Consider the following 25,303-nt stretch of genomic DNA (forward strand, 5'->3'; position numbering starts at 1 on the left):
GGACGGCTGGCCGGGGGTTGCCCGGCGGCAACTCACTTTCTTTTGCTTCGCCAAAAGAAAGTAAGCAAAGAAAAGGCGACCCTGCTGTTTGCGTCCCTGCGCTGCGCTTCGGGCAGCCTGTGGTGCTCGGTCCAGCCGGGGTCAAAAACAACTCGCCTGCGGCTCAAACAAGTTTTTGCCCTGATCCGTCTGGCCCTGCGCTCCTCGGCGCATACAGAAGGGGTGGGGTAAGGAATACCAACAGCCAACAGCCGAATAGCARAACCCGAACACTTGAAGAAACAAGGACACGCCATGGCGTGTCCTTGTTGGTATTGGTCCCCGCTCCCGATTTCCCCTTGTGGATGCGCCGAGGAGCGCAGGCTCAGGCGGATCAGGGATCGCGATTGTCTGAGCCGAAGGCGAGTTCGAGCGAGACCCCGCCTGAGCCGAGCACCGCAGGTTGCCCCGTAGCGCAGCGAAGGGGACGCAGGAACCAGGGTCGCCTTTTCTTTGCTTACTTTCTTTTGGCGAAGCAAAAGAAAGTGAGTTGCCGCCGGCAACCCCGGCCCCGGAACTCAATCCACCTCAGCGCCCTTACAACAACGAGGCTTCGACAGGCCCAGCCCGAACGGGGACGGGAAGCCCCATGCTGACCCGCCTCCAAACCCTTCCCCGCGACGCCCGCGACACCCTGTTCCTGTTGCTGGTCATCGCCTGGGTGCTGCTGCCCCAGGTGGGCAACCTGCCGCTGTGGTGCAGCGCGCTGGCCAGTACCGTGCTGGTGTGGCGCGGCTGGCTGGCCGTGCAGGCCCGTCCGCTGCCGGGCAAGTGGTGGCTGCTGGCCCTGCTGGCCCTGACCATTGGCGCCACGCTGACGACGCACCGAACCTTGTTCGGCCGCGATGCAGGCGTGACCTTGCTGGTCGTGCTGCTCACGCTCAAGACCCTGGAGCTGCGGGCCCGGCGCGACGCCTTTGTGGTGTTCTTTCTCAGCTTCTTCTGCATGCTGAGCAACTTCTTTTATTCTCAGTCCCTGCTTACCGCCTTCAGCATGCTGCTAGGGTTGATGGGTCTGCTGACCGTGCTGGTCAATGCCCATTTGCCGGTGGGCAAACCGCCGCTGCTGCAAGCGGCCAAAACAGCAGGCTGGATGGCCCTGCTGGGCGCGCCCATCATGCTGGTGCTGTTTTTGCTGTTTCCGCGCCTGGCGCCTTTGTGGGGGGTGCCGAGCGATGCGATGACCGGCCGCAGCGGCCTGAGCCCCAGCATGCAGGTGGGCAGTATCGCCACTCTGGCACTGGACGACAGCGTAGCCATGCGCATCCGGTTTGAGGGCGGCAAGCCACCACCCCAGCAAGAGCTGTACTTCAGGGGGCCTGTGCTTTCAAACTTCGATGGGCGCAACTGGCAGCCGTTGCGCGCGTTCCTGCCATCGCGTTATGCCCTGCCTGCTAACCTCGAAGTGGCTGGTGCGCCTGTCAACTATGAAGTGACGCTTGCCCCCAATAATCAACCATGGATCTTCGTGATGGAGGCGGCCCCGCAAAGCCCCGACTTGCCCGGATACCGCAATACCATGGAGGCCGATCTCCAGTGGTTCACCAACCGGCCTGTCACCGACCTGGTGCGCTACAAGGCCCAGAGCTATCCGATCTTCAGGCATGGGCCGCGTCAGCAGGTGATCGGCCTGCAGGAATTTGTAGCGCTGCCGGCCGGCTTTAATCCCCGCACGCTGGCGCTCGCAGCCGAGATTCGCCGCGACCCGCGTTATGCGGTGGCAAATACCCGTACGCTGGTGCAAGTTGCGCTGGAACGGCTGCGCACCGGGGGCTACGTTTACACGCTGGAGCCCGGTGTGTACGGGCAACACACCGCCGACGAATTCTGGTTTGACCGCAAGGAAGGTTTTTGCGAACACATCGCCTCGGCCTTTGTCATCCTGATGCGCGCCCTCGACATCCCGGCGCGCATCGTCACCGGCTACCAGGGCGGCGAGCTCAACAGCGTCGACGGCTACTGGGTGGTGCGGCAAAGCGACGCGCATGCCTGGGCCGAAGTCTGGCAGGCCGGTGAAGGCTGGGTGCGCGTAGACCCAACCTCAGCAGTGGCGCCGGGACGCACAGGGGCGTTCCAGCGCCTGGCCGCACCGCAAGGCGTGGTGGCGCAAGCCCTGGGCAACTTCAGCCCGACCTTGACTGCGCAGCTGCGCGCCACCTGGGAGGCCGTGAACAACGGCTGGAACCAGTGGGTGCTGAACTACACCCAAGGCAAACAACTCAATTTGCTGAAAGACATCGGCTTTGAGTCCCCCAGCTGGGAAGACCTGAGCTATGTGCTGATCGGTATCGTGGTGTTGGCCGCCCTGGTCGGCGCGGCCTGGACGCTGTGGGACCGTGCGCAGCACGATCCCTGGCTGCGCCTGCTGGCCCGCACGCGCAAGCGGCTGGAAAAGGCCGGCCTTCACAGCACGCCCGCCACCTCGCCCCGCCAGCTGGCGCAGGAGGTGCTGGGCCGCTACGGCAAGCAAGGCGAGGCCCTGCATGACTGGTTGATGCGCCTGGAGCACCTGCGCTACGCCGCCGTGCCGGCAAGCGGCGGTAAAGCGGCGCTGCAGCTTCATGCGCTCAGGCAGGAGTTCGACCGGCTCGCCTGGCCCGCTTAAAATCGGCTCAGCCCTCCCCGCTCACTCCTCGTCATTCGATCACTCCTTCATGCGCCTTCAACGTTTCGGATTTGCTCTCTTTTTGATAGCTGCTTGCGCAGTATCTGCCTGGTCTGGCGAGGGAAATAACATCAAAAAACGCGTGGCCGCCAAATCGGCCCCGGCGCAAGGGCCGCTGTATTCCACCCGCCCCGAAGCCATGCAGTTTGCCGACGACATGGCCGCACGCCGCGACCTGGACCCCGACTGGGTGCGCGATGCGATCGGCCAGTCGCGTTACAACGCCACCGTGGTGCGGCTGATGCAGCCGCCAGCCAAGACCTTTGTCAAAAACTGGCGCGTCTACCGCAGCCGCTTCATCGACCCGGTGCGCATCGAGGCCGGCAGGCGCTTCTGGCTGGAAAACCAGCAGACACTGGAGCGTGCCGAAAAGGAATACGGCGTACCCGCCGAAATCATCGTCGGCATCATCGGCGTGGAAACCATCTACGGCCGCGACACCGGCAGTTTTCGCGTGATGGATGCCCTGACCACGCTGGCCTTCGATTTCCCTGCCAACCATCCGCGCGCCAAAGAGCGCAGCGAATTCTTCAAGGGAGAAATTGAACAGTTCCTGACGCTGCAACACCGGCTTGAGGCCAGCCCTTTCGACGCACGCGGAAGCTTCGCCGGCGCCATGGGTATGCCGCAGTTCATGCCTTCCAGCCGGGTCAAATACGCGGTGGACTTCGACGGCGACGGCAATATCGATCTGTCGGGCAGCCCGGCCGACGTGATCGGCTCAGTCGCGAGTTATTTCAAGGCCTTCAACTGGCAGCCGGGCATGCCCACGCATTACCCCGTGAGCTTCGACAAAAGCCGGCTCGACATGGACGCCCTGATGGCGCCCGACATCCTGCCTACATTCGGTGTTGAAAGCTTCACGGCCAAGGGTGCTGTCCTGGAAGGCCCTGCGCTGCAGCACACCGGGCCGCTCGCGCTGGTGGAGCTGCTCAACGGCCCGGACGCGCCGCAATACATTGCGGGCACCGAAAACTTCTACGCCATTACCCGCTACAACTGGAGCAGTTATTACGCGATGGCGGTGATTGAGCTGGGGCGGGAAGTGGCGGCGCGGGTCAGGCAGTAGGCACCCACCGGCCGGCCTGTGCCGTCCGTTCGGCCAGACGGTTGGCGCGAGGCCGCGTCAATCCCATTCACCGTCCTCCCGCCACTGAATATCCGTTTTCCTGAGCAGGTGAGAAGTCAGCACAACCCGCCCCTGTTTCAGGGTGCCATTTTCAAGTTTCACCTTCACTAAATATTCTTGGACGTTATCGTCTTGCAGGGGACGCATTCCGCTACCGTCGAATTCATGAACATCTCGCACTTCCAGAAGTTCGCCGCCTTGCCCCCTGGCCCAGGCAGCCAGCCCTCTTTTATCTGCGTTTCGGCTCCAGATCCACAAGACCACCATGCAGATGACAACCGCCACCGGAACAACCCATAATTTCATTGGAGCGTCTCCCTTTGACGTTGTAATTTTGAGGCCCAACGTTGGCGCTCACCATGGGCCGGAGGATCGGATGGAAATCCCGGTGCATGGCAGGATGCCACGAAAGCGCCCAGATAGCCAACAAATTCAGGACAGTGCGGCCCTGCGGCAGTACAACTGACGCCGGTGCCAATGACGCCAAGCGCCAATGATGGCCGCCGGTAAGGATGAAGTAACCTGGTGCGCAGCAGGCGAAGCACGCAGTTGCACGAAGATCAAGGCCCCTTGCCAGAGGGCCAGCGATACCCCAGCACCGTAACCAACGGGTAGGCGTTTTCACACACCTGGTCCAGCTGGTTGCCGCCCAGCAGGTACACATTCGTTTCATCTGCGCGAAGAAAAAAACCCACGTGGCCCTTCCAGCCGCCCGGATCTTCCCGCGACAACACGACAACGCAGCCGGGCACCGGCCCACCGAGCGGCTCACCCCATTCCAGCCAGGAACGCGCCAGCGCAGACCCGGTGCCGGGAATGCCGACCTGTGCCAAAGCCCAATTCACGAATGATGAACACCACGACGCCTTGTCGTCATAGCCGCGAATGTTGGTGTGGGCGTGGTACTCGGTCACTCTGAGGTTGCTTTGGCCGGCAGGGAACGTGCGCACGCCGACTTCGGCAAAGGCGATGGGCATCCAGGGTGCGTGCATAGAAATCAAAACTGGCTCAGACCGTAACCTTGATCTCGCCCGCTAGCTGTGGAGTGACTCTTGGCCCAAAGCTCTGGATGTTTGCCAGGGTCGCCGTATGGTGGGCCGAAATCTGTGCCGCAGTGAGGATTCCGTTGTCCACGGTGGAGTGGCCATCCGAAACCAGCGTGACCGGATAGCCGAGAGCCAGGGCGCGCCGGGTCGTTGTGTCTACGCAAAAGTCGCTTTGCATACCGCAGATGATCAGCTTTTTGATTTCACGCTCCTGCAGCAGCGCGTGCAGCTCCGTATTGTGGAACGAGTCGGTCGCCTTCTTCCGCAGGCGGATATCGGTTGGCTGGGTGTCCAGGCCATCGGCGAGTTTCCACCCTTCAGTGCCATATTCCAGTGGATCATCCGGCGCCTCGTGCTGGATCAGGATGACGGGAGCTCCCGCGGCGCGGGCCATGGCAGACACCTGGTTGATTCTGTCGATGACGCGCCGGCTTTCAAAGGCCCCGCTCTCGCCGGAGCAAAGAGCCTTCTGAACGTCGATGATAAGGAGGGCAGTTGTCGTCATGGATTAAGGTCTGATGTTGATGTGCTGGAGGAAAGGGGAAATTCAGCCCGCCACAATTTGCAGGCTCGACCAGTGTTTAGTTTGCATCGCCGGAGCCACGCTGTTGCATCGCCTCCTGCCACAGCCTGGCGAGCTCCCCCGGGCGATCGGGGTGGGTTTCGTACACGGCAACGCCTGGCGGAATCACCACCCAGGAAAGCGCGCTTTTTGTCCAGAGGTGCGCAACAGGCTCAAACTCCCGCGCGTTGTGCAATGTGCCGGGCAGCAACGCCGCCATGGTCGGCTTGTCGGCCGGTTCCGCCCACAACCGGGTATCGCAATCAACACACACTTTCGCCCTGCGTTGGCGCCCGTTTCCCATGTCAAACGTCAGGAGCTGCGGGCTTCCCTGCGTGACCTCCAGCGCCGAGCGGTCAACCCACATGGCCAGCCGCATGCTACTGCCGGAGCGCCGCTGGCAGTCTGTGCAATGACACGCGTAGAACGTCAGCGGATGCGCAGTCAGCTGGTACTGCACCTTTGCGCAAAGGCAGCTGCCGGTCCATGGCGGTTTTGATTCCGGGTAACGCATTTTTAGCCTGACGTTGAAATCAATCGGCAGCCAACAAGCATGCAAAGCAGGCTGGCCGAACATTCGTGCCTACCAAGCTGGCAAATTGCGTCATGCGCCGCTCCAGCCCCAAGTACCCACCGCAGTCAGCCCTCACGTGAAGCTCGATCTTCGTCGGGTTCACTGCAAACAAACCTGACACCCGTGACGCCGCGAATGCTGGGGACAGCAATCAATGTAATCGGTGTCGCCAGCGTGGTCTCCTGGATTCCTGCCCAGGCACCGTTCTCCCAAATGGAAATTGCTTCCAGTTGATCAAGCTCCGCGTTGTAGCTGGCCGAGCCAATCACATCGCTCCCCTCGATGCGCAGCGTAATGACCGGCTCCGTCATTGCATCCGTGACATCCGCGGTGTTCAAGACCGGGCACTGCCACGTCTCATCCTCCACCTCGCCCTCCAGTCCGGCCTCCCAGGCCCACAACCAAATGGGATGATTCTTGGCGTCCTGCAGCGAGATATCGTCCAGCGCCTTCGGCGTTCCAAATTCGAATTTCATGAATTTTGTTCTTGTGGGCAGGTGTTTGAGATGAGTGGTTGAGCTTCAGACCGGTTGACTCTTGGAGGTGTACTTCAGGCGTGACGGATTCCAGAAGGCAAACTGGCTCCCGTTTCTTGCAATCTCCAGCGCGGAGGCTCCCCCTAAATCTTCCATGACTTCCGACACCTCGCTCTCGTCACCCAGATCGTCGAACTCGACGGCAAACGCTCTCTCGACCACATCTTCGTAGTGCTTCATGGTGTTCTCCATTGCAACTTCTTCAGCGATTGGGCCTGCAATACGATGCGTGTGGATGTCCTGGTCTATTGCAAACGTCTTGATGCGCCAGGTCTCGTTTTCCGAGAACCACCACTGAACCGTGTCGAAGTGATCACCTTCAGCATCATGCTCAACGTTGCCGACATAGGAGCTTTGAACCGTGAGCTGGAAGACAAGCAATTTGTTCATGATGGATTCCAATATTCAATACAAACAGGCCACCGAGGGCGGCTGAAATGATCGACCGTTAAGGGAAGGAGGGTTCGATCATACGGAATGCCCAGGAAGACCAGCAGCTGGCGGACCTTGCCGGCATTGCCAGAAGTTTCGCGATCGTAAAGGTGAAGCATATGCGCGTTGCGGCACTCAACGTTGGCGTTATGCGGCGAATGGCATTCTCAGCTCACATTTCCCAGTTGAACCTGCCGGTGACTGAGCGATTCGGCAGCTTCAAGATGCCCTCACTACCGCGAACTGAAAGCTCAAAGTCTGGCGGCAGCTTGCTGTCCCCGGGATTCCTGTAGCGAACGAGCAGGATTTTTGCCTTCACGTCAAATGCCACGGCGACCAGATGCGGCGGCCGAAGCATCGGACTCGAGCCCGCCCCAGGCGCGGCAAACGACACACCAGCCAGAACTGGGCGCTCCTGTTGCCCTACTTCAAAGTCCAGAACGTAGCCAGCACTTTCGAACGACAAGGAGCCGGTGGCGAATGCAACACTGCTTGCGGCGGTGGCGAGGGCGGCGATAGCAAAAGCAGGACGCACCATTAATCTCTGGACGGAATAGCGACCGCGCCCAGGCAAAGCCGTCCACAAGGCGCCCGCCCGGTGGAAGGATCAGGCAACATCTGCAAGCCGTGACGGCGAGAGCTCAAGGGCCAGGTACCTGGTACCGGGGACGGGATTGAAGGTAACGGGCGCCGCAGGTTGAAAACCCAGGGACTCGTAGATGCGCTGTGCGGCAGAAAACTCAGGCAAGACATCGAGGCAGATGCGGGAGTAGCCCGCAGCCCGCGCTTCATCGAGGATACGTTCGATGAGCCGGCGGCCAAGGCTTTCGCCTCTCGCATCCGGCCGCACGTAGACGCGCTTCATTTCGCAGGTGGTTGCGTCAACGCGGCGAAGCGCGGCACAGCCAACGACAGCCGGCCCCTTCCATGCGAGAAGCAGGCGACCATCGGGCGCGGCGTACTTTCCGGGTAACGCAGCGAATTCCGCCTCGTAATTCTGGAAGGCAAGGCTTACGCTTGGACTGGCGACGTACTCCCGAAGGATGGCTACGACATGCTCAAGGTCATCGGGGAAGGTTGCGGGCTTGATATCGGTCATCTGAGAAGCCTAACGTTTGACATGAGGGGCGGCCGCAAGTGGGCGAAGCCCGCTTGTGGACGTCCCCTCGATGGAAGGGTTAGGCCGCATTCGTTGTGGCCGCAGTTGACTCGGACTCTGACGACTCCAGCTCAGGAGGGTAGTGATACCAGGCTTCATGCGGAGACAGTTCGCTGCAGGCAAGACACTGGGTCTTCGTCCACTTGTATGCGCAACCCGGGCAAACGCCTCGAGTCCAAAACGTATTCCAAACGGTCCCACAAGACGGCATGCATTCCCATCTGTCTTCTGAGCGTGGCCTCCACTCGCATACTGGACAGTAGATTTCCGCCTTGTCGTGCATTCGCACTCTCCCTCGAACCAAGTATTTCAACGGACTATGCCACAACCGCCTACGGCTTGCCCCGGAACCGGCGGAGGCGCTCGCGAGCTGCACGTACTTCGTCAGGCGTGCGCTGGCGAAACAGCCATTTTGCGGCTGCCACTACAGCGGCCACGAAGACGATTGTGATGAACAACCACGGTTCCATAATGCGGCCTAACGTTTGACATGAGCGGGGGCGAAGGCGATCCGCTCTTGATGGAATGGTTAGCCCTCATCGCTCACTTTTCGATGAGAACTGAATGCTGAGAGCGATCAGAGCGGCGGGAACCGCGAGAGCGAAATGAGCCGCCGCGACGCCTTTCGGGCCGAAAAGGTCTCGAGCAAAAGAGAAGAGAGAAGCCGCTCGACCTGAAGGAGACAAAGATCCCGGGTGGGCCCATTCGTAAGTACCGCAGCCCAGACAGACGAACGTTATGCCCCAAGCGATTGCGAGCCCCGCCCAGCGAGGCAATCCTTGGGAAGAACCGATGGGCAGGTTCATGAGGGCTAACGTGCGTGTGACCGGCGCTCAAGGTCAGGTGCGACCAAAGGGAGCAGACTCACTTGGGCGTCCGTGTCGACTAGCGGGTTATGTGGCGTCCTATCCACGTGCAACTCCAACCAGGGCCGTGACCAAGAAGGCACCCGCCAGTGACACACAGCCTATGTTGAGGCTCGTGCGCAGGCTCGAATAAGCCACAAGATCGACTAACCCCCGAACAAAGGTGACTAGGGTGATGAAAAATGCAGCAATGCCTGAGATCACAATTGCTCCGAGCAACAACGCTCCGTCGCCGTGAACGTTCCAAAGATGTCCTTGGCCTGAGCCCCCCATTCCCACAATCACAAAGGCCAAGGGAACTAGGGCCGGCGCAACCAAGCGTATCCTCGGAAACTCGCTTGGATCTGGTGGGACGCAGCGATACCTCATGTGCTCAAGCCATATAGCGTCGGCGCTGTACGGCACGCAGCACGCGCCGCGAAGCGGCATTCTGACGCTGCTTGTCCGCGACGAGCACCCTGTTAGATTGAATTTCTTTTCCTGAGCTTGTGAAGTGCATAGCCAGTGAATCCTTGATGTATGAAACCGAATAGTGCCATGAGAGGTATCCACGCGGCAAAGTATTGGGGCAAAGCCAGTAGCAGCATCAGGCAAGCCAACAGGCCCGCTCCAAACGTTAAGTCGCGCCAAGCAAACCATCGAGCAAATGCTTCAATGCCTTCAGGCCGGCGCGAAATCCATTGATGTGTAAGTTCAACGCGGCCTTTGACTCCCATCTGATAGGCGCGCCAGAGAAGAAATGACGCCATACCAACAGGCAGGACCAGAAATACTAAAACCGTGAGCGCGTACATCTGAAAATCTAACGTTGGCGCTGCCCGGCACACAACCTGCGCCGCAAAGCGGCAGCCTTGGGTTGCGTGTCCGTGCCGAGCAACGGGTTAAATGGCTCAGTAGGCAGGAAGAAGAATGACTGCACCAACACACACCACCATTTCTAGAAAAAACTGAAATACCGCGCGCCAATGCCGCTTGTATGCAAACCAGAAAAACGATCCAAAGGCAACGACAAAGCCCAAAAACAGGACCTCCGCAGAAAAATGATAGACGATGAAATTGAAGGTTGCAGCGGCGAACCCTTTGTCGTCCAGAAAGTTTGGGCGGTCAAAGAAATACGCCGACCACGGCAAGAAAATCAGACCGAAACACACGAGGGCCGTGCTGACGCGGAACCGAAATCGCGGGAGCGTTTGAACTTGCGAGGTTGCCATTTAACGTTCCGCATCACCCGCGCGCGCCGCTGTTGCGCGCGTCGGCGTGGATGCGGCGGTTAGGCGTGACGTTTCTATCGTCCGCGAACACGAAGAATTCTCACATTCGCCTTCATTTCGGAGGGTCTACGCCGCCGTCACGTGCCTTGAGGTGGCGGGCAAGAAACTCGAAAACCCGTTTGCGCGACTCGTCCGCGACCTTGGCGTCGTAAGCGAAGAGCACCCCCTCGGGGGAACTTCCAATCTGACGGACGCGCCGGGGCGGGCTGGATTTGGGTTGGTCCCAAGCGTGGCCGGTATTAGGGAACACATGCCATTCGACCGGTGCGCCGGATTCCTGGAGCTTTTGAAGTCGGGGCAGGCATTCCCGCGGGTCGCCGTCTTCATCCAGCTCGCCGAGGAGTGACAGAAGCGGCGCATCGCTGTCCGGCAGCACGAACGTCGCGCCGAATTCCCGGCTGAAGCACTGGCCGTAAACCGCGACGGTGGCGGCGAAGCGCTGCACGGAATACCTCGCGGCGGTTCCCTTGCTCGCAAGCAAATGCGCGACCCGTCCGCCCTGAGAAAACCCCATCGCGGCGACACGGGAGGTATCTACGAAATCAAACTTGCCCAGATGCCGTAGCGCTTCATAGGCGTCCCGAACGCGGACTGGTAGAGGAGCGAAACCCGGACGAATGACGAAGCAGGTACCCTCCTGGGGAATCCCTCTTTGTTTCCAGCTATCCACGACGAAGGCGACGTAGCCCTCTTCCAGCGCCCGGCTCACCCAGTAACGCATGTGCTGGGGATCAAAATCGACCGCCGCGCACGTGTGCAATAGAAGCAGCGCGGGGAACGGACCATTGCCTTTCGGCTTGAAGATGGCCATCCGAGAAGCGTTGGTAAAGGAGCCAAATTCCTCCACTGTGTCCGGAAACTTCAACCCCATGACGGAGTACGCTTGGAGGCAGAGTTGCCGGGGTCGCTCGTCTGCCACGGCCTCGCAGCGCGCCTTTTGCTCCGGAGTCGGCTCAACAAACTCGACCGCATCGGCGTTCGGCGAAAATCCAAACGAGGAAACGAATCCGAGTACGAGCAGGAACGAAATGACCGATCTCATGTGACACTAGAACTATTCATACACGCCTAACGTCGGAGTTGACCGGCACGCACCGGCACTGCGCCGCGCGGCGTACGTTCATCTGCACGCTGCGCGGCGCAGTGCCGGTGCGTGTCCGTGTCGAACGACCTGTTAGACCTCTTGCCGCCCCAGGCAGTAGCTGACCGTCTGCTCATTTCAACCACTCACCTTGGTCAATTCCGAACTCCTCGGCGGCAGCGGCGTAGGCGTTCTCGAGCGTTTCGTGCCATGTGTCCGCAGCATAGCGGCCATCGAGAGAGGAGTACACAAGGAGAAAGTTTCGATTGCCGTCGTCTGTGATTTCGAACGCGAACTCGAGCTCAAATGACCCGGGCGTGCCTTCATCCGCGCTGGACCAGCCGCTGTTTGGGTGACCGGCGATCACCACGGTCCGCCTGGGAACGCGCGCGAACGTCTGCATGAGGTCTAACGTAATGTATGCCGCAAAACCTGCGGTATAACCTGGCGCTTGCAATCTAATCTGGACATTAAAACCTCCTGTAAGCCGCTTGCATGCTGGGTCTCAAAGAAATACACTGTAATTTCATACAGGTATAAAAATTCTGTGAAACCCCGCAATCCTCCACTGCAGTCTGCCCGCTTGCTGGATCAGGTCCGGGAGCGGGTTCGGTATTTGCACTATAGCCTTAGCACCGGGAAAACTTACCTGTACTGGGGTACGTTTTTGTTCGATGCCACCGCGGCAACAGCCAGATAACGCATACAACATATCCGTTCGGTATTGGTCGCCGGTGGCGGTTTTTCGATCACGCTGACCAAAGTCCTGCCAGGCCGCCAGCTGTATGGCTCGCCTGGATTGCTATCAATTCAATAGCTTCTGGCGCTTGCTTTGATTGGGCTGGATTCCCTTTTGATGCTTAAAAAAGTCGACTTGAGCCGCTGCAGGCCTCTTTTGCGCCTCCGGGGCGGTCAATTGAGGCGTTAAAACGGGTTTTAGAGCGCTTTTGGGCCTGTTTTCATTCATATTTTAGGTCTGCAGGCCAATAGTAGCGGGCGCGAGCAGCTATGAAAACAATAGCAATCAAATGGACTGATCGGGTATCTACCTCCGCATTGCGCTCAGTGCATCTGCCCATCCAGGCCCGGGCAGGCTCACACCGGCTGAATCGTGATCTCCACCGTCATCGATTCTTCCCCGCCGCCCTGCCGCACGCCCTTGATGGGGGGGCAGGCGTTGTAGTCGGTGCCCATGGCCAGGCGCACGTGGCGCTGGTCGATCAGGCAGCTATGGGTGACGTCGATGCTGACCCAGCGGCGGGTGGCCACATCGAGGCACACGTCACACCAGGCGTGGCTGGCAAGGTCGGGCTCGTTGGCGGCGTAGAAGTAGCCGCTGACATAGCGCGCTGGGTAGCCCAGGCTGCGGCAGATGGCGACCATGACGTGGGCCTGGTCCTGGCAGACGCCTGCCCCGGACTTGAAGGCTTCCAGCGCCGTGGTCGTCACGCTGGTGCTGTTTTTCAGGTAGCCCACTGCGTCTGCCACGCCCTGGCTCAATGCCAGCAGGGACGGCAAGCTTGCGGTGCCGTCAAGGCTTTGCGGGATAAAGCGGCGGCCAAATTCGGCGAGCTCCCAATGCGGCTCAGCCAGATGCGTGGCACGCAGAAAAAAATACGGATGCGGCAGGGTTTCCGGGTCGTTGAACTCAGCCACGCCAAAGGTTTCCACATCACCAGCCGCGTTGACCAGGCTCCAGCGCACGTTATCGGCATCCTTGCCCACAAAGGTGTAGGAGCTGATGGTGTTGCCAAAGGCGTCGCTTTGGGTAAAGAGTTTTTCGGGCGCGCCCAGGCTCCAGAAATGCACCGTCTGCGCCGGGCTGGACTGCGGCGTGAGCCACAGCGTCTGCAACGCGTAACGCAGCGGCTCCGTGTACCGGTAGTCGGTGATGTGTCTGACGTGCAGTTTCATCAAGCCTCTGCCTTCCAGCGGCGCCGGGCTTGCCTTGGCTGGCCCGGCGCTGCGGCCGGTGGGTTACCGTCTTTCAAGTGGTGGCCGGCACCAAAAACTCTCGGCTGATGTGTGCGCCCAGCTCGTTCACGCGGTCCAGGAACTGCGTGAGGAATGCATGCAGGCCCGTTGCCAGGATTTCGTCGATACGTGCGTACTGCAGGTCGGCACGCAATTTGCCGGCGCGGCGCTGGGTTTCGCTGCTGGTGTCGCTGGTCACCATGGCAAGGTTGCTCATGACTTCGTTCAGGCAGGCCAGCAGGGAGCGCGGCATGTCGGCGCGCAGGATCAGCAGCTCGGCCACGCGCTCGGGTTTGATGACGTCGCGGTACACCTTGCGGTAGACCTCAAAGCCCGAAACGCTGCGCAGGATGGCGCTCCAGTGGTAGAAGTCGTATTCCTGGTCTTTCTCACCGGCCATGCCGAGGAAGTCGTTCTGCACGGCGTGAAACTTCACGTCCACCAGCCGCGCGGTGTTGTCGGCGCGCTCGAGGAAGGTGCCCAGCCGCAGGAAGTGAAAGGCTTCGTCCTGCAGCATGGTGCCCAGGGTCACGCCGCGCGACAGGTGCGAACGGAACTTGACCCATTCAAAGAACTGGCCCGGGTCGCGCTCGAAGTCGCCGCTGCGCAGCATGCGGATGACTTCGAGGTAAGTCTGGTTCTGCGTTTCCCATACTTCGGTGGTCAGCGTGCCGCGCACAGCCCGGGCGTTTTCACGGGCGTTCTGCAGGCATGAAATGATGCTGGACGAGTTTTTTTCGTCGCGCACCATGAAGTCCATCACGTCGCGCGGGTTGATGGTGTCGCCGTACTTGGCGGCAAACGAAGGCTTGAGCTCACTGATGCTGAGCAGGCCCTGCCAGCCGGCCTGTACCAGCGCATCGGACTGCGGCAGCAACGAGGTCTGGTAGTTCACATCCAGCATACGCGCTGTATTCTCCGCCCGCTCGGTATAGCGCGACATCCAGAAGAGGTGGTCTGCAGTGCGTGACAACATGATTACATTCCTCCCCGGGATTGCGACTGCGATTGGGACTGGTACTGCATGGACGAGCCGTCCTGCAATATCCAGGTGTCTTTGGTGCCGCCGCCCTGCGACGAATTGACCACCAGCGAGCCGTCTTTGAGCGCCACGCGCGTGAGGCCGCCCGGCACCATCTGCACTTCTTTACCGCTCAGCACAAAGGGCCGCAAGTCGATATGGCGCGGTGCAATGCCGCTTTCCACATACGTGGGGCAGGTTGAAAGGCTGAGGGTGGGCTGCGCAATGTAGCCCGACGGATTGGCCAGCAAGGCCGCACGGAACTCTTCGATCTCGGCCTTGGTGGCAGCTGGCCCCACCAGCATGCCGTAGCCGCCGGCGCCGTGCACTTCCTTGACGACCAGGTCTTTCAGGTTGGCCAGGGTGTACTGCAAATCCTCATTGTTGCGGCACATGTAGGTCGGCACGTTTTTCAGAATGGGCTTTTCGCCGAGGTAGAACTCGATCATCTTGGGCACGTAAGGGTAGATCGACTTGTCGTCTGCCACGCCGGTGCCGATGGCGTTGCACAGCGAGACATTGCCGCTGCGGTACACATTGAGCAGGCCCGCGCAGCCCAGGGTGGAATTGGGGCGGAAGGCCAGCGGGTCGAGGAAGTCGTCGTCAACGCGGCGGTAGATCACGTCGACGCGTTTGGGGCCGCGCGTGGTGCGCATGTAGACAAAGTTGTCCTTGACGAAAAGGTCTTGCCCCTCGACCAGCTCGACGCCCATTTGCTGCGCCAGGAAGGCGTGTTCAAAATAGGCCGAGTTGTACATGCCGGGCGTCAGCACCACCACCGTAGGCTCGGCCGTGGCCGGCGGCGCCATGCCGCGCAGGGTTTCGAGCAGCAGGTCGGGGTAATGCGCAACAGGCGCAACGCGGTTTTCGCTGAAAAGCTCGGGAAAGAGCCGCATCATCATCTTGCGGTCTTCCAGCATGTAGCTCACACCGCTGGGCACGCGCAGGTTGTCTTCAAGCACGTAGTACTCACCGTTGCCCTGCGCGTCGGGCGCACGGACGATGTCGATGCCGCTGATGTGCGAATAGATATTGCCGGGTACATCAACGCCCATCATTTCGGGGCGGAACTGCGCATTCTGGAAGATCTGCTCGGACGGCACCACGCCGGCCTTGATGATTTCCTGGCCGTGGTACACGTCGTGGATGAAGCGGTTGAGTGCAGTGACGCGTTGTACCAGGCCTTTTTCCATGCTGGCCCATTCGTGGGCGGGAATGATGCGGGGAATCAGGTCAAAGGGAATCAGGCGTTCGGTGCCGGCGCCGTCTTCGTCCTTGGCACCGTAAACCGCAAAAGTGATGCCGACCCGGCGGAAAATCATTTCAGCTTCGGCGCGGCGGGCCTGCATCACGTCGGCAGGCTGCCGGGCCAGCCAACGCTGGTAACCCTGGTAATGCTCACGGACGCTGGACTCCGTGGCGTTCATTTCGTCGAACATCGGTCGGCTCATTGGCTTGATCTCCAGCAAGTTATGCGCATGGCAATTGTTTTAACGTAGCTTAGCAAGTTATGCGCCAAGGCGGTGCGTCCGCCAATATTTTTAGCGTTCAGGCACATGATGCCAGTAGCGCCTGCCCTGCTCCCGCTGGCACAAAATCTCCCCGGGGCGAAGGCTTTGCCAGGTGGCAGCCCCGCACTGCGGCGACTTCACCAGGCGTACGCCGCGCTCCTCATAACGCGCCACCACGGACTCCACCGGGTGGCCAAAACGGTTTCGGTAACCCGACTGCACCACCGCCCACTGCGGCCTGACGGCATCGAGGAACACCGCGCTGGACGATGTTTTGCTGCCGTGGTGGGGTACCAGCAGAAAGTCAGCCTTGAGGCTGGCCGGCACGCTGGTTGCCAGCCGGAGTTCCTGCGGCGATTCGATGTCGCCGACCAGCAGGGCTGTGCGGCTGCCGCCAGGGACGCTGCTGGAGATGCGCAACACGCAGCTCATGGCGTTTGACTTGCTGGCAGCGTCGTAATCGGCGGCTACGGGGTGCAGCACCTCAAATGCCACGCTGTCCCATTCCCAGCGCTGGCCGGCCACGCAGCGGCCGGCTTTGCGCTGCATTTGCAGCGGATGCGCGTCTTCAATCGAACTCACCAGGCTGGCTTCTGGCTGCATGGCCAGGACGGCTTGGGCGCCCCCGATGTGGTCGATGTCCCGGTGGCTGATCATGAGCATGTCCAGCCGCTCGCCCAGCGCGCGCAGAAGCGGCACCAGCACGCGGTGCCCGGCATCACTTTCGCGCGAAAAGCGCGGGCCGGCGTCATACAGCAGCGTGTGGCTTGCCGTACGCACCAGCACGGAATTGCCTTGCCCGATGTCCGCGGCAAGCAATTCAAACTGCCCCGGCGCCACGCGCACCGGCTGCCACAACAGCACCGGCAGCAACAGGGGAAGGCCCAGCGCTCGAAAATAAAACGGCAGGCGCGTGGCCAACAGGCCGCCGCCCGCAACGCCGGCGACAGCACACCACAGCGGCGCCGCCGCCACGCTGACCGAGGCCAGCGGCCAGCTCGCCAGCCATTGCAAAAATATCGCCAGCCCGCCGACCGACCATGCCGCCAGCGACCACACCGGCGCCCACGCCACGCCCAGCAAAGCCAGCGGCGTGATGACCAGTGTTACCACCGGAATGGCCACGGCATTGGCCAGAAGGCCGACCAGCGAAACCTGGTTGAACAGCAGCAGCGACAGGGGCGTGAGCGCCAGCGTGACGACCCATTGCTCCCGCATCGCACGCCCAACGCTGTCCAGCCATCTGGGCCGGCGCTGCCACCAGTGCCCGTCCTCAGGTTGTTTTTTTGAGTCGAATTGGGCTGCAGCCCTTTCCCCATGAGCGCGAGCAGCTCCTGAATCTGTAGCAAACAAAACACCCACCGCAACGAAAGACAACCAGAACCCGGCTTGCATCAACGCCCATGGGTCCAGCGCCACCACCACGGCCATGGCCAGCAGCCAGGTCTGCAGCCAGGGCCACTGCCTGCCGCCTTGCCGAAGCAGGATCACGGTGGCCAGCATCCAGATGGTTCGCTGCGCGGGCACGCCCCAGCCGGAAAACAATGCATACAGGGTGGCAAGCAGCAAGCCGCCCAAAGCACCTGCAGCGGCTGCCGGCAACACCAGGCACAACCGCGGCGTGAAACGCGCTGATCGCCGCCACAGCGCGCCGATCAGCAGTGAGGCAGCCCAGGCAAACATCGTTATATGAAGGCCTGAAATACTCATCAAGTGAGCTACGCCCGTGGCACGAAACACATCCCAGTCGGCGCGTTCGATGGCGGCCTGGTCGCCGACCACCAGCGCGGCAATGACGCCTGCCAGCTGCCGGTTTTCAATGCGCCCAAAAATCGCTTCGCGCACGGCTTGCCGGGCCTGCTCAATGGGGTGTTGCCAGCTGCTGGAGAGTTTTGCCGGCGGTGCGTCGCGCGGGCCGGCACGCACATAGCCCGTGGCCTGTATGCCCTGCTCCCACAGCCAGAGTTCGTAGTCAAAACCATAAGGGTTGCTGTTTCCGTGCGGCGCCTTGAGCCGCACCGTCATTTGCCAGCGTTCTCCGGCGCGCAGGGCTTGCGGCTGGCGCTGCAAGGCCAGTGCTATCTCGAACGGGTCGGCGTCCTGCGCCGGTACGGCGGGCTCGCGCCCGGCAAAGCCCGAATACCAGCCCAGCATGATTTGCGGCGGCAGGGTGACTGTGCCGCCATTGAGGCGGGCAGATTCCACCGCGAAGCGAAAGCGCAGGCCATCTTCTCCGGGTTGCGGCATCGCCAGCACCTGGCCTGTGACCTCGATATCGCGGCCCTCCAGCGCCGGATTGAGCGCCGCCGTCAGGAAGACGCCGGCACGCCAGCCCGTGAGGCCCACACCGAGCAAGGCAGCAAGGGCAAAGGCCGAAACCACCCTTCCCCACGAAGGAAGACGCAGCCTGCCAAAGCGCAGGTACAGGCCAGCCAGGGTGCAGGCCAGCAGCGCCATGGCGGCATAAATCTGTTGTGGCCACAAGACGGACTGCTGCAACTGCAGGGCAACACCCGCAATAAAACCGGCAAACACCGGCCCCGGGCTTGCCGCATACAGCCGTGCCCCGGCTGATACAGGTCGATTCAAACCCGCCTCCCCTTTGAACTGTTTTTATGCACTGACCGCTTTGAGCTTAACGGGAAAGCGCGGCAGATAGCCAACAAACAGCGCCAAACAGCCGGTTCACACTCAAGAGACCACGTGGCGCAGCTCTTGCTTTCAGAAATGCCACCAAATCCGGGTAAGCTGTTTACACGGCGTTCCTGAGACCGCAAGATGTGGCGGTCTGTTGAACGTATTTTCCAGAGGGCGTGATTACACGCCCGTTCCTTTAAAAGCGAGGCTGCCTTGTCCATCCACGTCGCCCTGAGCCACATCACGCATTACAAATACGACCGCCTGGTCAAACTCGGCCCCCAGGTCGTGCGCCTGCGGCCTGCGCCGCACAGCCGCACACAGGTACTGTCGTATTCCCTCAGGGTTGAGCCCGCCGGCCACTTCATCAACTGGCAGCAGGACCCGTTTGCCAATTACCAGGCCCGGCTGGTGTTTCCCGAGCCGACACGCGAGTTCAAGGTCACGGTGGACCTGGTGGTGGAAATGGCGGTGTTCAACCCGTTTGACTTCTTCCTGGAACCGGCTGCCGAAGAATTCCCGTTTACCTATAACGCACTGCAGGCCCGCGAACTGGCACCCTACCTGGCCACCCAGCCAGCCACACCGCTGCTCAAGCGTTACCTTGAAAAAATCGACCGCACGCCCAAGCGCACCATCGACTTCCTGGTGGGTCTGAACCAGGGCCTCCAGTCGGACATCAAGTACTCCATTCGCATGGAGCCCGGCGTGCAAACGCCTGAAGAAACGCTGCGCCTGGCCTGCGGCTCCTGCCGCGACACCGGCTGGCTGCTGGTGCAGCTGCTGCGGCACATGGGACTGGCCGCGCGTTTTGTCTCGGGCTATCTGATCCAGCTGAAAGCCGACGTCAAATCCATCGACGGCCCCAGCGGCGCCGAAGCCGACTTCACCGACCTGCACGCCTGGTGCGAGGTGTTTTTGCCCGGTGCCGGCTGGGTCGGCCTGGACCCGACCTCGGGACTGATGGCCGGCGAAGGCCACATTCCGCTGGCGTGCACGCCCGAGCCGTCGAGCGCAGCGCCGGTCGAAGGCGGCGTCGACAAATCCGAAGTCGAGTTCGAACACCACATGGCGGTGCAGCGCATTTACGAATCACCGCGCGTGACCAAGCCCTATACCGAGGAGCAATGGCAGGAGGTGCTGGCGCTCGGCGAAAAGGTCGATAAAGACCTGGCGGCCGGCGACGTGCGCCTGACCATGGGCGGCGAACCTACCTTTGTGGCCACCACCGACCGCGACGCGGCCGAATGGAACATCGACGCACTGGGCCCGACCAAACGCGGCTATGCGACCGAACTCGTGCAAAAGCTGCGCGCCGAATATGGCGAAGGCGGCTTCCTGCATTTCGGCCAGGGCAAGTGGTACCCCGGCGAGCAATTGCCGCGCTGGGCGCTCAGCATTTTCTGGCGCAAGGACGGCCAGCCGATCTGGCAAAACCCGAGCCTCTTCGCCGACGAGCGCCAGCCCTGCAACTACACCAGCGCCGACGCGCAGCGTTTTGTGCAGACACTGGCGGGCAAGCTGGGCCTGGCCACCACCTACATCACGCCAGGCTATGAAGATACCTGGTACTACCTCTGGCGCGAACGCCGGCTGCCAGTCAATGTCGACCCATTTGATTCGAAGCTGGACGACGCCATGGAGCGCGAACGCCTGCGCCGCGTCTTCATGCAGGGCCTGGATTCCGTCGTGGGCTATGTGCTGCCGCTGCAAACCAAGGAGCAACTCAAGCAACGAAACGCAGGCGCCTCGCCCGCGCTGAGTGGGCCCAAATGGACCACCGGCCCCTGGTTCTTCCGCGAAGAGCGCATGTACCTGATGCCGGGCGACTCGCCCATGGGCTACCGCCTGCCGCTGGATTCGGTGCCCTGGGTGTCCAAGACCGACTACCCTTACATGATCGAGTCCGATCCGTTTGCCCCGCGACAGGACCTGCCGGCGGCTTCCGCACTGGCGGCGCGCTACAACGGCAGCTTCAGCGCAGCCCGCGGCGCCACACCGGCGGCCGCATCGGCAGGCGGCAGCGCCAGTTCGCTCGCGCAGTACATGGCGCGCTACATGACGGGCAATACCGCGCTGTCGCAAGCCAGCCGCATCCTTCAGTTCCGCCCGCTGGGAAACACCGGAACGAACGGTACGGACGGGTTGGATGGCAAACCGGCCGCAGAGGCAACGACGCCTGCCGACGATCGCGCGCCCAAGCCCTTTGAATCGGCCGCCTGGCTCACGCGCACCGCGCTCTGCGTGGAAGTACGAGACCCATCCCGCGCCAATGGCCCGAAAGACAAACCCAAGGCCGACCCGGACAGCAAGGCCAACAAGTCGGGCCGTGGCGAAACCGGTGCGATTTACGTCTTCATGCCGCCCATGGAAAGGCTCGAAGACTACCTCGACCTGTTGGCCGCGGTGGAAGCAACGGCGCAATCGCTGGGCGTGAGCATCGTGCTCGAAGGCTACCCGCCACCGCGCGACCCGCGCCTGAAGATGCTGCAGGTCACGCCCGACCCCGGCGTCATTGAAGTCAACATCCACCCGGCTTACAACTGGGGCGAGCTGGTGGAGCACACTGAATTCCTCTACAAGATCGCGCATGAAACGCGCCTGTCGGCCGAGAAATTCATGACCGACGGCCGCCACACCGGCACCGGCGGCGGCAACCACTTCGTGCTGGGCGGCGCGACGCCCGCCGACAGCCCCTTCCTGCGCAAGCCCGAGGTACTGGGCAGCCTGATCGCCTACTGGCACAACCACCCGTCGCTGAGCTATCTTTTCTCGGGCATGTTCATCGGCCCGACCAGCCAGGCACCGCGTGTGGACGAGGCCCGCAACGACCAGCTGTACGAACTGGAAATCGCCCTGCGCGAGATCGAAAACAACCGCAAAAAATACGGTGCCGACATGCCGCCCTGGCTGGTGGACCGTACGCTGCGCAACATCCTGGTCGACGTGACCGGCAACACGCACCGCAGCGAATTCTGCATCGACAAGATGTACTCGCCCGACTCCGCCACCGGGCGCCTGGGCCTGCTGGAGCTGCGCGCGTTTGAAATGCCGCCGCATGCGCGCATGAGCATTGCCCAGCAGCTACTGCTGCGCGCGCTGGTGTCGCGCTTCTGGAACAAGCCCTACCACGGCCGCGTCACGCGCTGGGGCACCGAGCTGCACGACCGCTTCCTGCTGCCGGGCTTTATCCGCATGGATTTTGAAGACGTGCTGACCGAGCTGCGCGAAGCCGGCTACGGCTTCGACATGGCATGGTTCGAACCTCACTTCGAGTTCCGCTTCCCGCTGATCGGGCAGGTCAAGTCCAACAGCATTGAGCTGACGTTGCGCAGTGCGCTGGAGCCCTGGCATGTGATGGGCGAAGAAGGCTCGGCCGGCGGTACCGTGCGTTATGTGGATTCATCGCTGGAGCGCGTCGAAGTGCATGTGACGGGCCTCAATGACAACCGCTATGTCGTCACCGTCAACGGCCGGGCATTGCCGCTGCAAAGCACCGGCCGCGTCGGCGAATATGTAGCCGGTGTGCGCTACAAGGCCTGGAACCCGCCTTCGGCCCTGCACCCTTCCATCGGCGTGCATGCGCCGCTCACGTTTGACATCGTCGACACCTGGATGGAACGCTCGCTGGGCGGTTGTCAATACCATGTGGCGCATCCGGGCGGGCTCAGTTATGACACGCTGCCGGTCAATTCATACGAGGCCGAAAGCCGCCGCCTCACGCGCTTTTTCCGCATGGGCCACACCCCGGGCAAGATGCGCGTGGCGCCGGCGCAGCCCAGCCGGGAGTTCCCGTTCACGCTCGATTTGCGCTGATTACGGCCCGACGGCGGCGGCCCGGGGCTTGAAAGCCCCGGGCGAAGCGCCTCCCCGTACCGTCAACGGCTGTCTTATGGCTGCAACATTTGCATGCGCAGGCGGCATAAATAGCCATTTTGGCCGTGCATTCAACCCGCCTTGAGCCTTGCAGGGGATGGGCCGCAGGCATACTTGCACCCACGTGGAAAATAACACTCAGTCACTTTTTGCCGCCCAGTCGCTTGAATCTCCCTGCGCACTGGCTGCCGCGTTGGCGCCTCATGCGGCGGCGGGGCATTTCGATGAGTTGCGGGGCCGTGCGTCCGAGGGCCCCGCACCTGTAGAAACGGCCACGCCGGCACAGCCCGCGCTGCGGGCCGCAGGCAGTCCCCCTGAAACCGCCCCCGCCCGGCCCGACGCCCCGGCGGCGGGGACGGACGACGCGCTGTCGCCCGACTGGACGCGCTTTTTCAACTTCCTCGGCAGCGACGGCTTTTACGACCTGAACCACCGCACCGCCAACCTGCGCCGCCAGATCCGCGACAACGGCGTGACCTACAACGTCTATGCCGACGCCAATGGCCCGCAGCGGCCCTGGTCGCTGGACCTGTTCCCCATGATGGTTTCGCCCGCTGACTGGGCGCAGATCGAGACCGGTATCCAGCAGCGCGCCCGCCTGCTGGACCGCGTGATGGCCGACATCTACGGCCCGCAGGAGCTGCTATCCAAAGGCCTGCTGCCCAGCGCGCTGGTGCATGCCCACCCGGGTTACCTGCGCGGCATGCAGGGCGTGCAGCCGGCCGGCGGCACCTATTTGCACATTGCCGCCTTCGACATCGCCCACGGCCCCGACGGCCGCTGGTCGGTGGTGTCGCAGCGCACGCAGGCGCCTTCGGGCCTGGGCTATCTGCTCGAAAACCGCCTGACGATTTCACTGCTGTTTCCCGAAGCCTTCCGCGAAATGAAGGTCGAGCGGCTGGCCGCGTCGTACAAGGCGCTGGTGGATGGCCTCAAAGCCATGAGCCCGACGGACAGCGACGAGGAAAGCCGCGTGGTGCTGCTGACGCCGGGGCCTTACAACGAAACCTATTTCGAGCATGCTTACCTGGCGCGCTTCCTGGGCCTGACACTGGTCGAGGGCAGCGACCTGCTGGTGCGCGATGACAAGCTTTACCTGAAAACCCTGCGCGGCCTGGAGCGTGTGCACGGGCTGCTCAAGCGTCTGGACGACCAATTTCTCGATCCGCTGGAACTGCGCTCGGACTCCACACTGGGCGTGCCCGGCCTGCTGCAGGTGATACGCGCGGGCAATGTGCTGGTGGTCAACACGCCGGGCTCGGCCTTCCTCGAGTCAAGCGCGCTGCTCGGCTTTCTTCCCGCGCTCTCCGAGCACCTGCTCGGTGAAACCCTGGCCCTGCCCTCGCTGGCCACCTGGTGGTGCGGCGAGCAGGCGGTGATGCAGGACGTGCTGAGCCAGCTCAAGACCTGCGTGATCAAGCCGACCTATCCGGGCACCGGCATGGAATCCGTCATCGGCCATACCCTGTCGCGTCGCGCGCTGGACGAATGGGCTGGCCGCATTGTTCGCCGGGGCGAAGACTTCACCGTGCAGGCTTACCTGCCTCTGCCGCAAACGCCGACCTGGCAGGGCGAGCGGATTTCCCCGCGCTCGGCCATGCTGCGCGTGTTTGCGGTGGCCGACGGCAACGGCTCCTGGCAGGTGCTGCCGGGAGGCCTGGCACGGCTGGCGGGCAAGAACGAAAACATGTCGTCGATGCAGCACGGCGGCAGCAGTGCCGACGTGTGGGTGCTGGGCGATCCATCGGCAGCCAGGGCGGCGGCCGAACACACCACCGCGCCGCGCACCGAACAGCCGGCGCCTGCCTGGGCCGCAGCACCGCTGCGCCACCGCCCACCAGTAACCAGCCGCGCGGCCGAAAACCTTTTCTGGCTGGGCCGCTACACCGAGCGCGCCGAAAACTCCACGCGCCTGGCGCAGATCACGCTGCAATGCCTGGGCGGCGAGGACCAGACCTCGCAGCCGCTGCTGGCCTGGCTGACCAGCATGGCCGTCGGCAATGCGCTGGTGCTGGACACCGTGCCGCCGGCCACGCATGCGCGCCGTGTCTTCGAACGCGCGCTGATCGCCAACCTGGCCGACACCGAACAGGCCGCCAGCGTCGGCTTTAACCTGCGGGCGCTCAAGAGCGCCGCATCTGCCGTGCGCGAACGCCTGTCACAGGAACAATGGCACATGATCGTGCGCACCGAGACCGACTTCTTCCAGCGCTGCTCATCGTTCAGCGCCGTGGGCCAGACCCAAAGTCAGGGTGGGCAAAGCCAGAGCCAATCCAGCCAATATCTGCTCGAATATTCTTCCGTCGAGGCGCTGCGGGCGCTCGAGTCAGCCAGCGGTTTCCTCTCAGCCATGACGGGTGCGCAAACTGACCGCATGACACGCGACGACGGCTGGCGCCTCTTGAGTCTGGGGCGGCTGATTGAACGGCTCAACACCCTGGCGGGCGCATTGGTGCGCGGTTTCGAAACCGGATCGGTCTTTGAGGAAGGCGGCTTCAACGCCATGGTGGCGCTGTTCGACAGCACTATCACCTTCCACGCGCAATACCAGCAGCGCCGCGACATCCCGGCGCTGCTTGATCTGCTGGTGCTGGACCGCGACAACCCGCGCTCCCTCGGCTGGGTGGTGCAGACCCTGCGCGGGCGCCTTGCCAAGCTGGCGGGCAGCGCGCCGGGCGACATGCCCGACCTGGCGATGGAACTACCCGACCCCGGCAGCTGGGCGCTGGCTGATTTGTGCCAGGAGGTCCCAGCCCGCACCGGCGAAGGCGAAGATGAAAACGGCGAGCAACATGACGGGCGGCTGGTGCAGCTGCTCGAGCAGTGCTGCGATGCCGCGCTGGAGCTGTCAGACACCTTGAGCCGCCGCTACTTCAGCCACGCGGCTTCGGCCAGCCAGAGCTTAGGCGCCTGAGGCCCCAGGA

20 protein-coding genes and 1 pseudogene are annotated in these 25,303 nt (G+C 62.1%); 5 read left to right on the top strand and 16 right to left on the bottom strand.

The genetic code is table 11. From position 1 onward, the window contains the following. From AC1DY9_RS20010 to mltB, 3 genes and pseudogenes are all read left to right on the top strand, one after another. A pseudogene (locus tag AC1DY9_RS20010) lies at nt 1-231 on the top strand (hypothetical protein); the annotation flags it as partial. A gap of 397 nt (nt 232-628) precedes the next feature. Continuing rightward, on the top strand, nt 629-2,644 hold the full coding sequence (locus tag AC1DY9_RS20015; RefSeq protein ID WP_457278894.1) for a transglutaminase TgpA family protein: 2,016 nt from the start codon (nt 629-631) through the stop codon (nt 2,642-2,644). Nucleotides 2,645-2,693: 49 nt separating this feature from the next. Then, complete coding sequence (gene mltB / locus AC1DY9_RS20020; protein ID WP_457278895.1) at nt 2,694-3,773, top strand: lytic murein transglycosylase B; 1,080 nt, start codon at nt 2,694-2,696, stop codon at nt 3,771-3,773. 57 nt (nt 3,774-3,830) lie between these two features. Here mltB and AC1DY9_RS20025 read toward each other — a convergent pair whose 3' ends face one another. The 16 genes from AC1DY9_RS20025 to AC1DY9_RS20100 form a co-directional block, all read right to left on the bottom strand. Further along, nucleotides 3,831-4,139, bottom strand: a complete 309-nt coding sequence (locus tag AC1DY9_RS20025) for a hypothetical protein (RefSeq protein WP_477667452.1) — start codon at nt 4,137-4,139, stop codon at nt 3,831-3,833. Between the two features lie 254 nt (nt 4,140-4,393). Then, nucleotides 4,394-4,825, bottom strand: a complete 432-nt coding sequence (locus tag AC1DY9_RS20030) for a TIGR02594 family protein (RefSeq protein ID WP_477667541.1) — start codon at nt 4,823-4,825, stop codon at nt 4,394-4,396. A gap of 16 nt (nt 4,826-4,841) precedes the next feature. Beyond that, complete coding sequence (locus tag AC1DY9_RS20035) at nt 4,842-5,384, bottom strand: cysteine hydrolase family protein (RefSeq protein ID WP_457278898.1); 543 nt, start codon at nt 5,382-5,384, stop codon at nt 4,842-4,844. A 76-nt stretch (nt 5,385-5,460) separates the two neighbouring features. Continuing rightward, the gene (locus tag AC1DY9_RS20040) at nt 5,461-6,018 is read right to left on the bottom strand and encodes a GFA family protein (RefSeq protein ID WP_457278899.1); all 558 of its coding nucleotides are present in this window, start codon (nt 6,016-6,018) and stop codon (nt 5,461-5,463) included. Between the two features lie 62 nt (nt 6,019-6,080). Continuing rightward, nucleotides 6,081-6,491 (bottom strand): hypothetical protein, encoded by a 411-nt coding sequence (locus AC1DY9_RS20045; RefSeq protein ID WP_457278900.1) that lies wholly within the window; start codon nt 6,489-6,491, stop codon nt 6,081-6,083. Nucleotides 6,492-6,536: 45 nt separating this feature from the next. Further along, entirely contained in the window at nt 6,537-6,941 is a 405-nt protein-coding gene (locus AC1DY9_RS20050) for a hypothetical protein (RefSeq protein WP_457278901.1), read from the bottom strand. 214 nt (nt 6,942-7,155) lie between these two features. Further along, the gene (locus AC1DY9_RS20055) at nt 7,156-7,521 is read right to left on the bottom strand and encodes a hypothetical protein (protein WP_477667453.1); all 366 of its coding nucleotides are present in this window, start codon (nt 7,519-7,521) and stop codon (nt 7,156-7,158) included. A 69-nt stretch (nt 7,522-7,590) separates the two neighbouring features. Next, the gene (locus tag AC1DY9_RS20060; protein ID WP_457278903.1) at nt 7,591-8,082 is read right to left on the bottom strand and encodes a GNAT family N-acetyltransferase; all 492 of its coding nucleotides are present in this window, start codon (nt 8,080-8,082) and stop codon (nt 7,591-7,593) included. A 1,387-nt stretch (nt 8,083-9,469) separates the two neighbouring features. Continuing rightward, nucleotides 9,470-9,802, bottom strand: a complete 333-nt coding sequence (locus AC1DY9_RS20065; RefSeq protein ID WP_477667454.1) for a hypothetical protein — start codon at nt 9,800-9,802, stop codon at nt 9,470-9,472. A 96-nt stretch (nt 9,803-9,898) separates the two neighbouring features. Beyond that, nucleotides 9,899-10,219, bottom strand: coding sequence for a hypothetical protein (locus AC1DY9_RS20070; RefSeq protein ID WP_477667455.1), 321 nt, complete (start codon nt 10,217-10,219; stop codon nt 9,899-9,901). Between the two features lie 112 nt (nt 10,220-10,331). Further along, entirely contained in the window at nt 10,332-11,321 is a 990-nt protein-coding gene (locus AC1DY9_RS20075) for a dienelactone hydrolase family protein (RefSeq protein WP_477667456.1), read from the bottom strand. Nucleotides 11,322-11,493: 172 nt separating this feature from the next. Next, complete coding sequence (locus AC1DY9_RS20080; protein ID WP_477667457.1) at nt 11,494-11,763, bottom strand: hypothetical protein; 270 nt, start codon at nt 11,761-11,763, stop codon at nt 11,494-11,496. Between the two features lie 692 nt (nt 11,764-12,455). After that, on the bottom strand, nt 12,456-13,274 hold the full coding sequence (locus tag AC1DY9_RS20085; protein WP_477667458.1) for a transglutaminase family protein: 819 nt from the start codon (nt 13,272-13,274) through the stop codon (nt 12,456-12,458). A 73-nt stretch (nt 13,275-13,347) separates the two neighbouring features. Then, entirely contained in the window at nt 13,348-14,310 is a 963-nt protein-coding gene (locus AC1DY9_RS20090) for an alpha-E domain-containing protein (protein ID WP_457278908.1), read from the bottom strand. 2 nt (nt 14,311-14,312) lie between these two features. Then, nucleotides 14,313-15,806 (bottom strand): circularly permuted type 2 ATP-grasp protein, encoded by a 1,494-nt coding sequence (locus tag AC1DY9_RS20095; protein WP_457278909.1) that lies wholly within the window; start codon nt 15,804-15,806, stop codon nt 14,313-14,315. A gap of 90 nt (nt 15,807-15,896) precedes the next feature. After that, entirely contained in the window at nt 15,897-18,455 is a 2,559-nt protein-coding gene (locus AC1DY9_RS20100) for a DNA internalization-related competence protein ComEC/Rec2 (RefSeq protein ID WP_477667459.1), read from the bottom strand. Between the two features lie 261 nt (nt 18,456-18,716). Here AC1DY9_RS20100 and AC1DY9_RS20105 point away from each other — a divergent pair, with 261 nt between their 5' ends. After that, the gene (locus AC1DY9_RS20105) at nt 18,717-22,319 is read left to right on the top strand and encodes a transglutaminase family protein (RefSeq protein ID WP_457278911.1); all 3,603 of its coding nucleotides are present in this window, start codon (nt 18,717-18,719) and stop codon (nt 22,317-22,319) included. A gap of 184 nt (nt 22,320-22,503) precedes the next feature. After that, the gene (locus AC1DY9_RS20110; RefSeq protein ID WP_477667460.1) at nt 22,504-25,293 is read left to right on the top strand and encodes a circularly permuted type 2 ATP-grasp protein; all 2,790 of its coding nucleotides are present in this window, start codon (nt 22,504-22,506) and stop codon (nt 25,291-25,293) included. Nucleotides 25,294-25,303: the final 10 nt, after the last annotated feature.

This window comes from Polaromonas sp. P1_F6 (assembly GCF_056405695.1).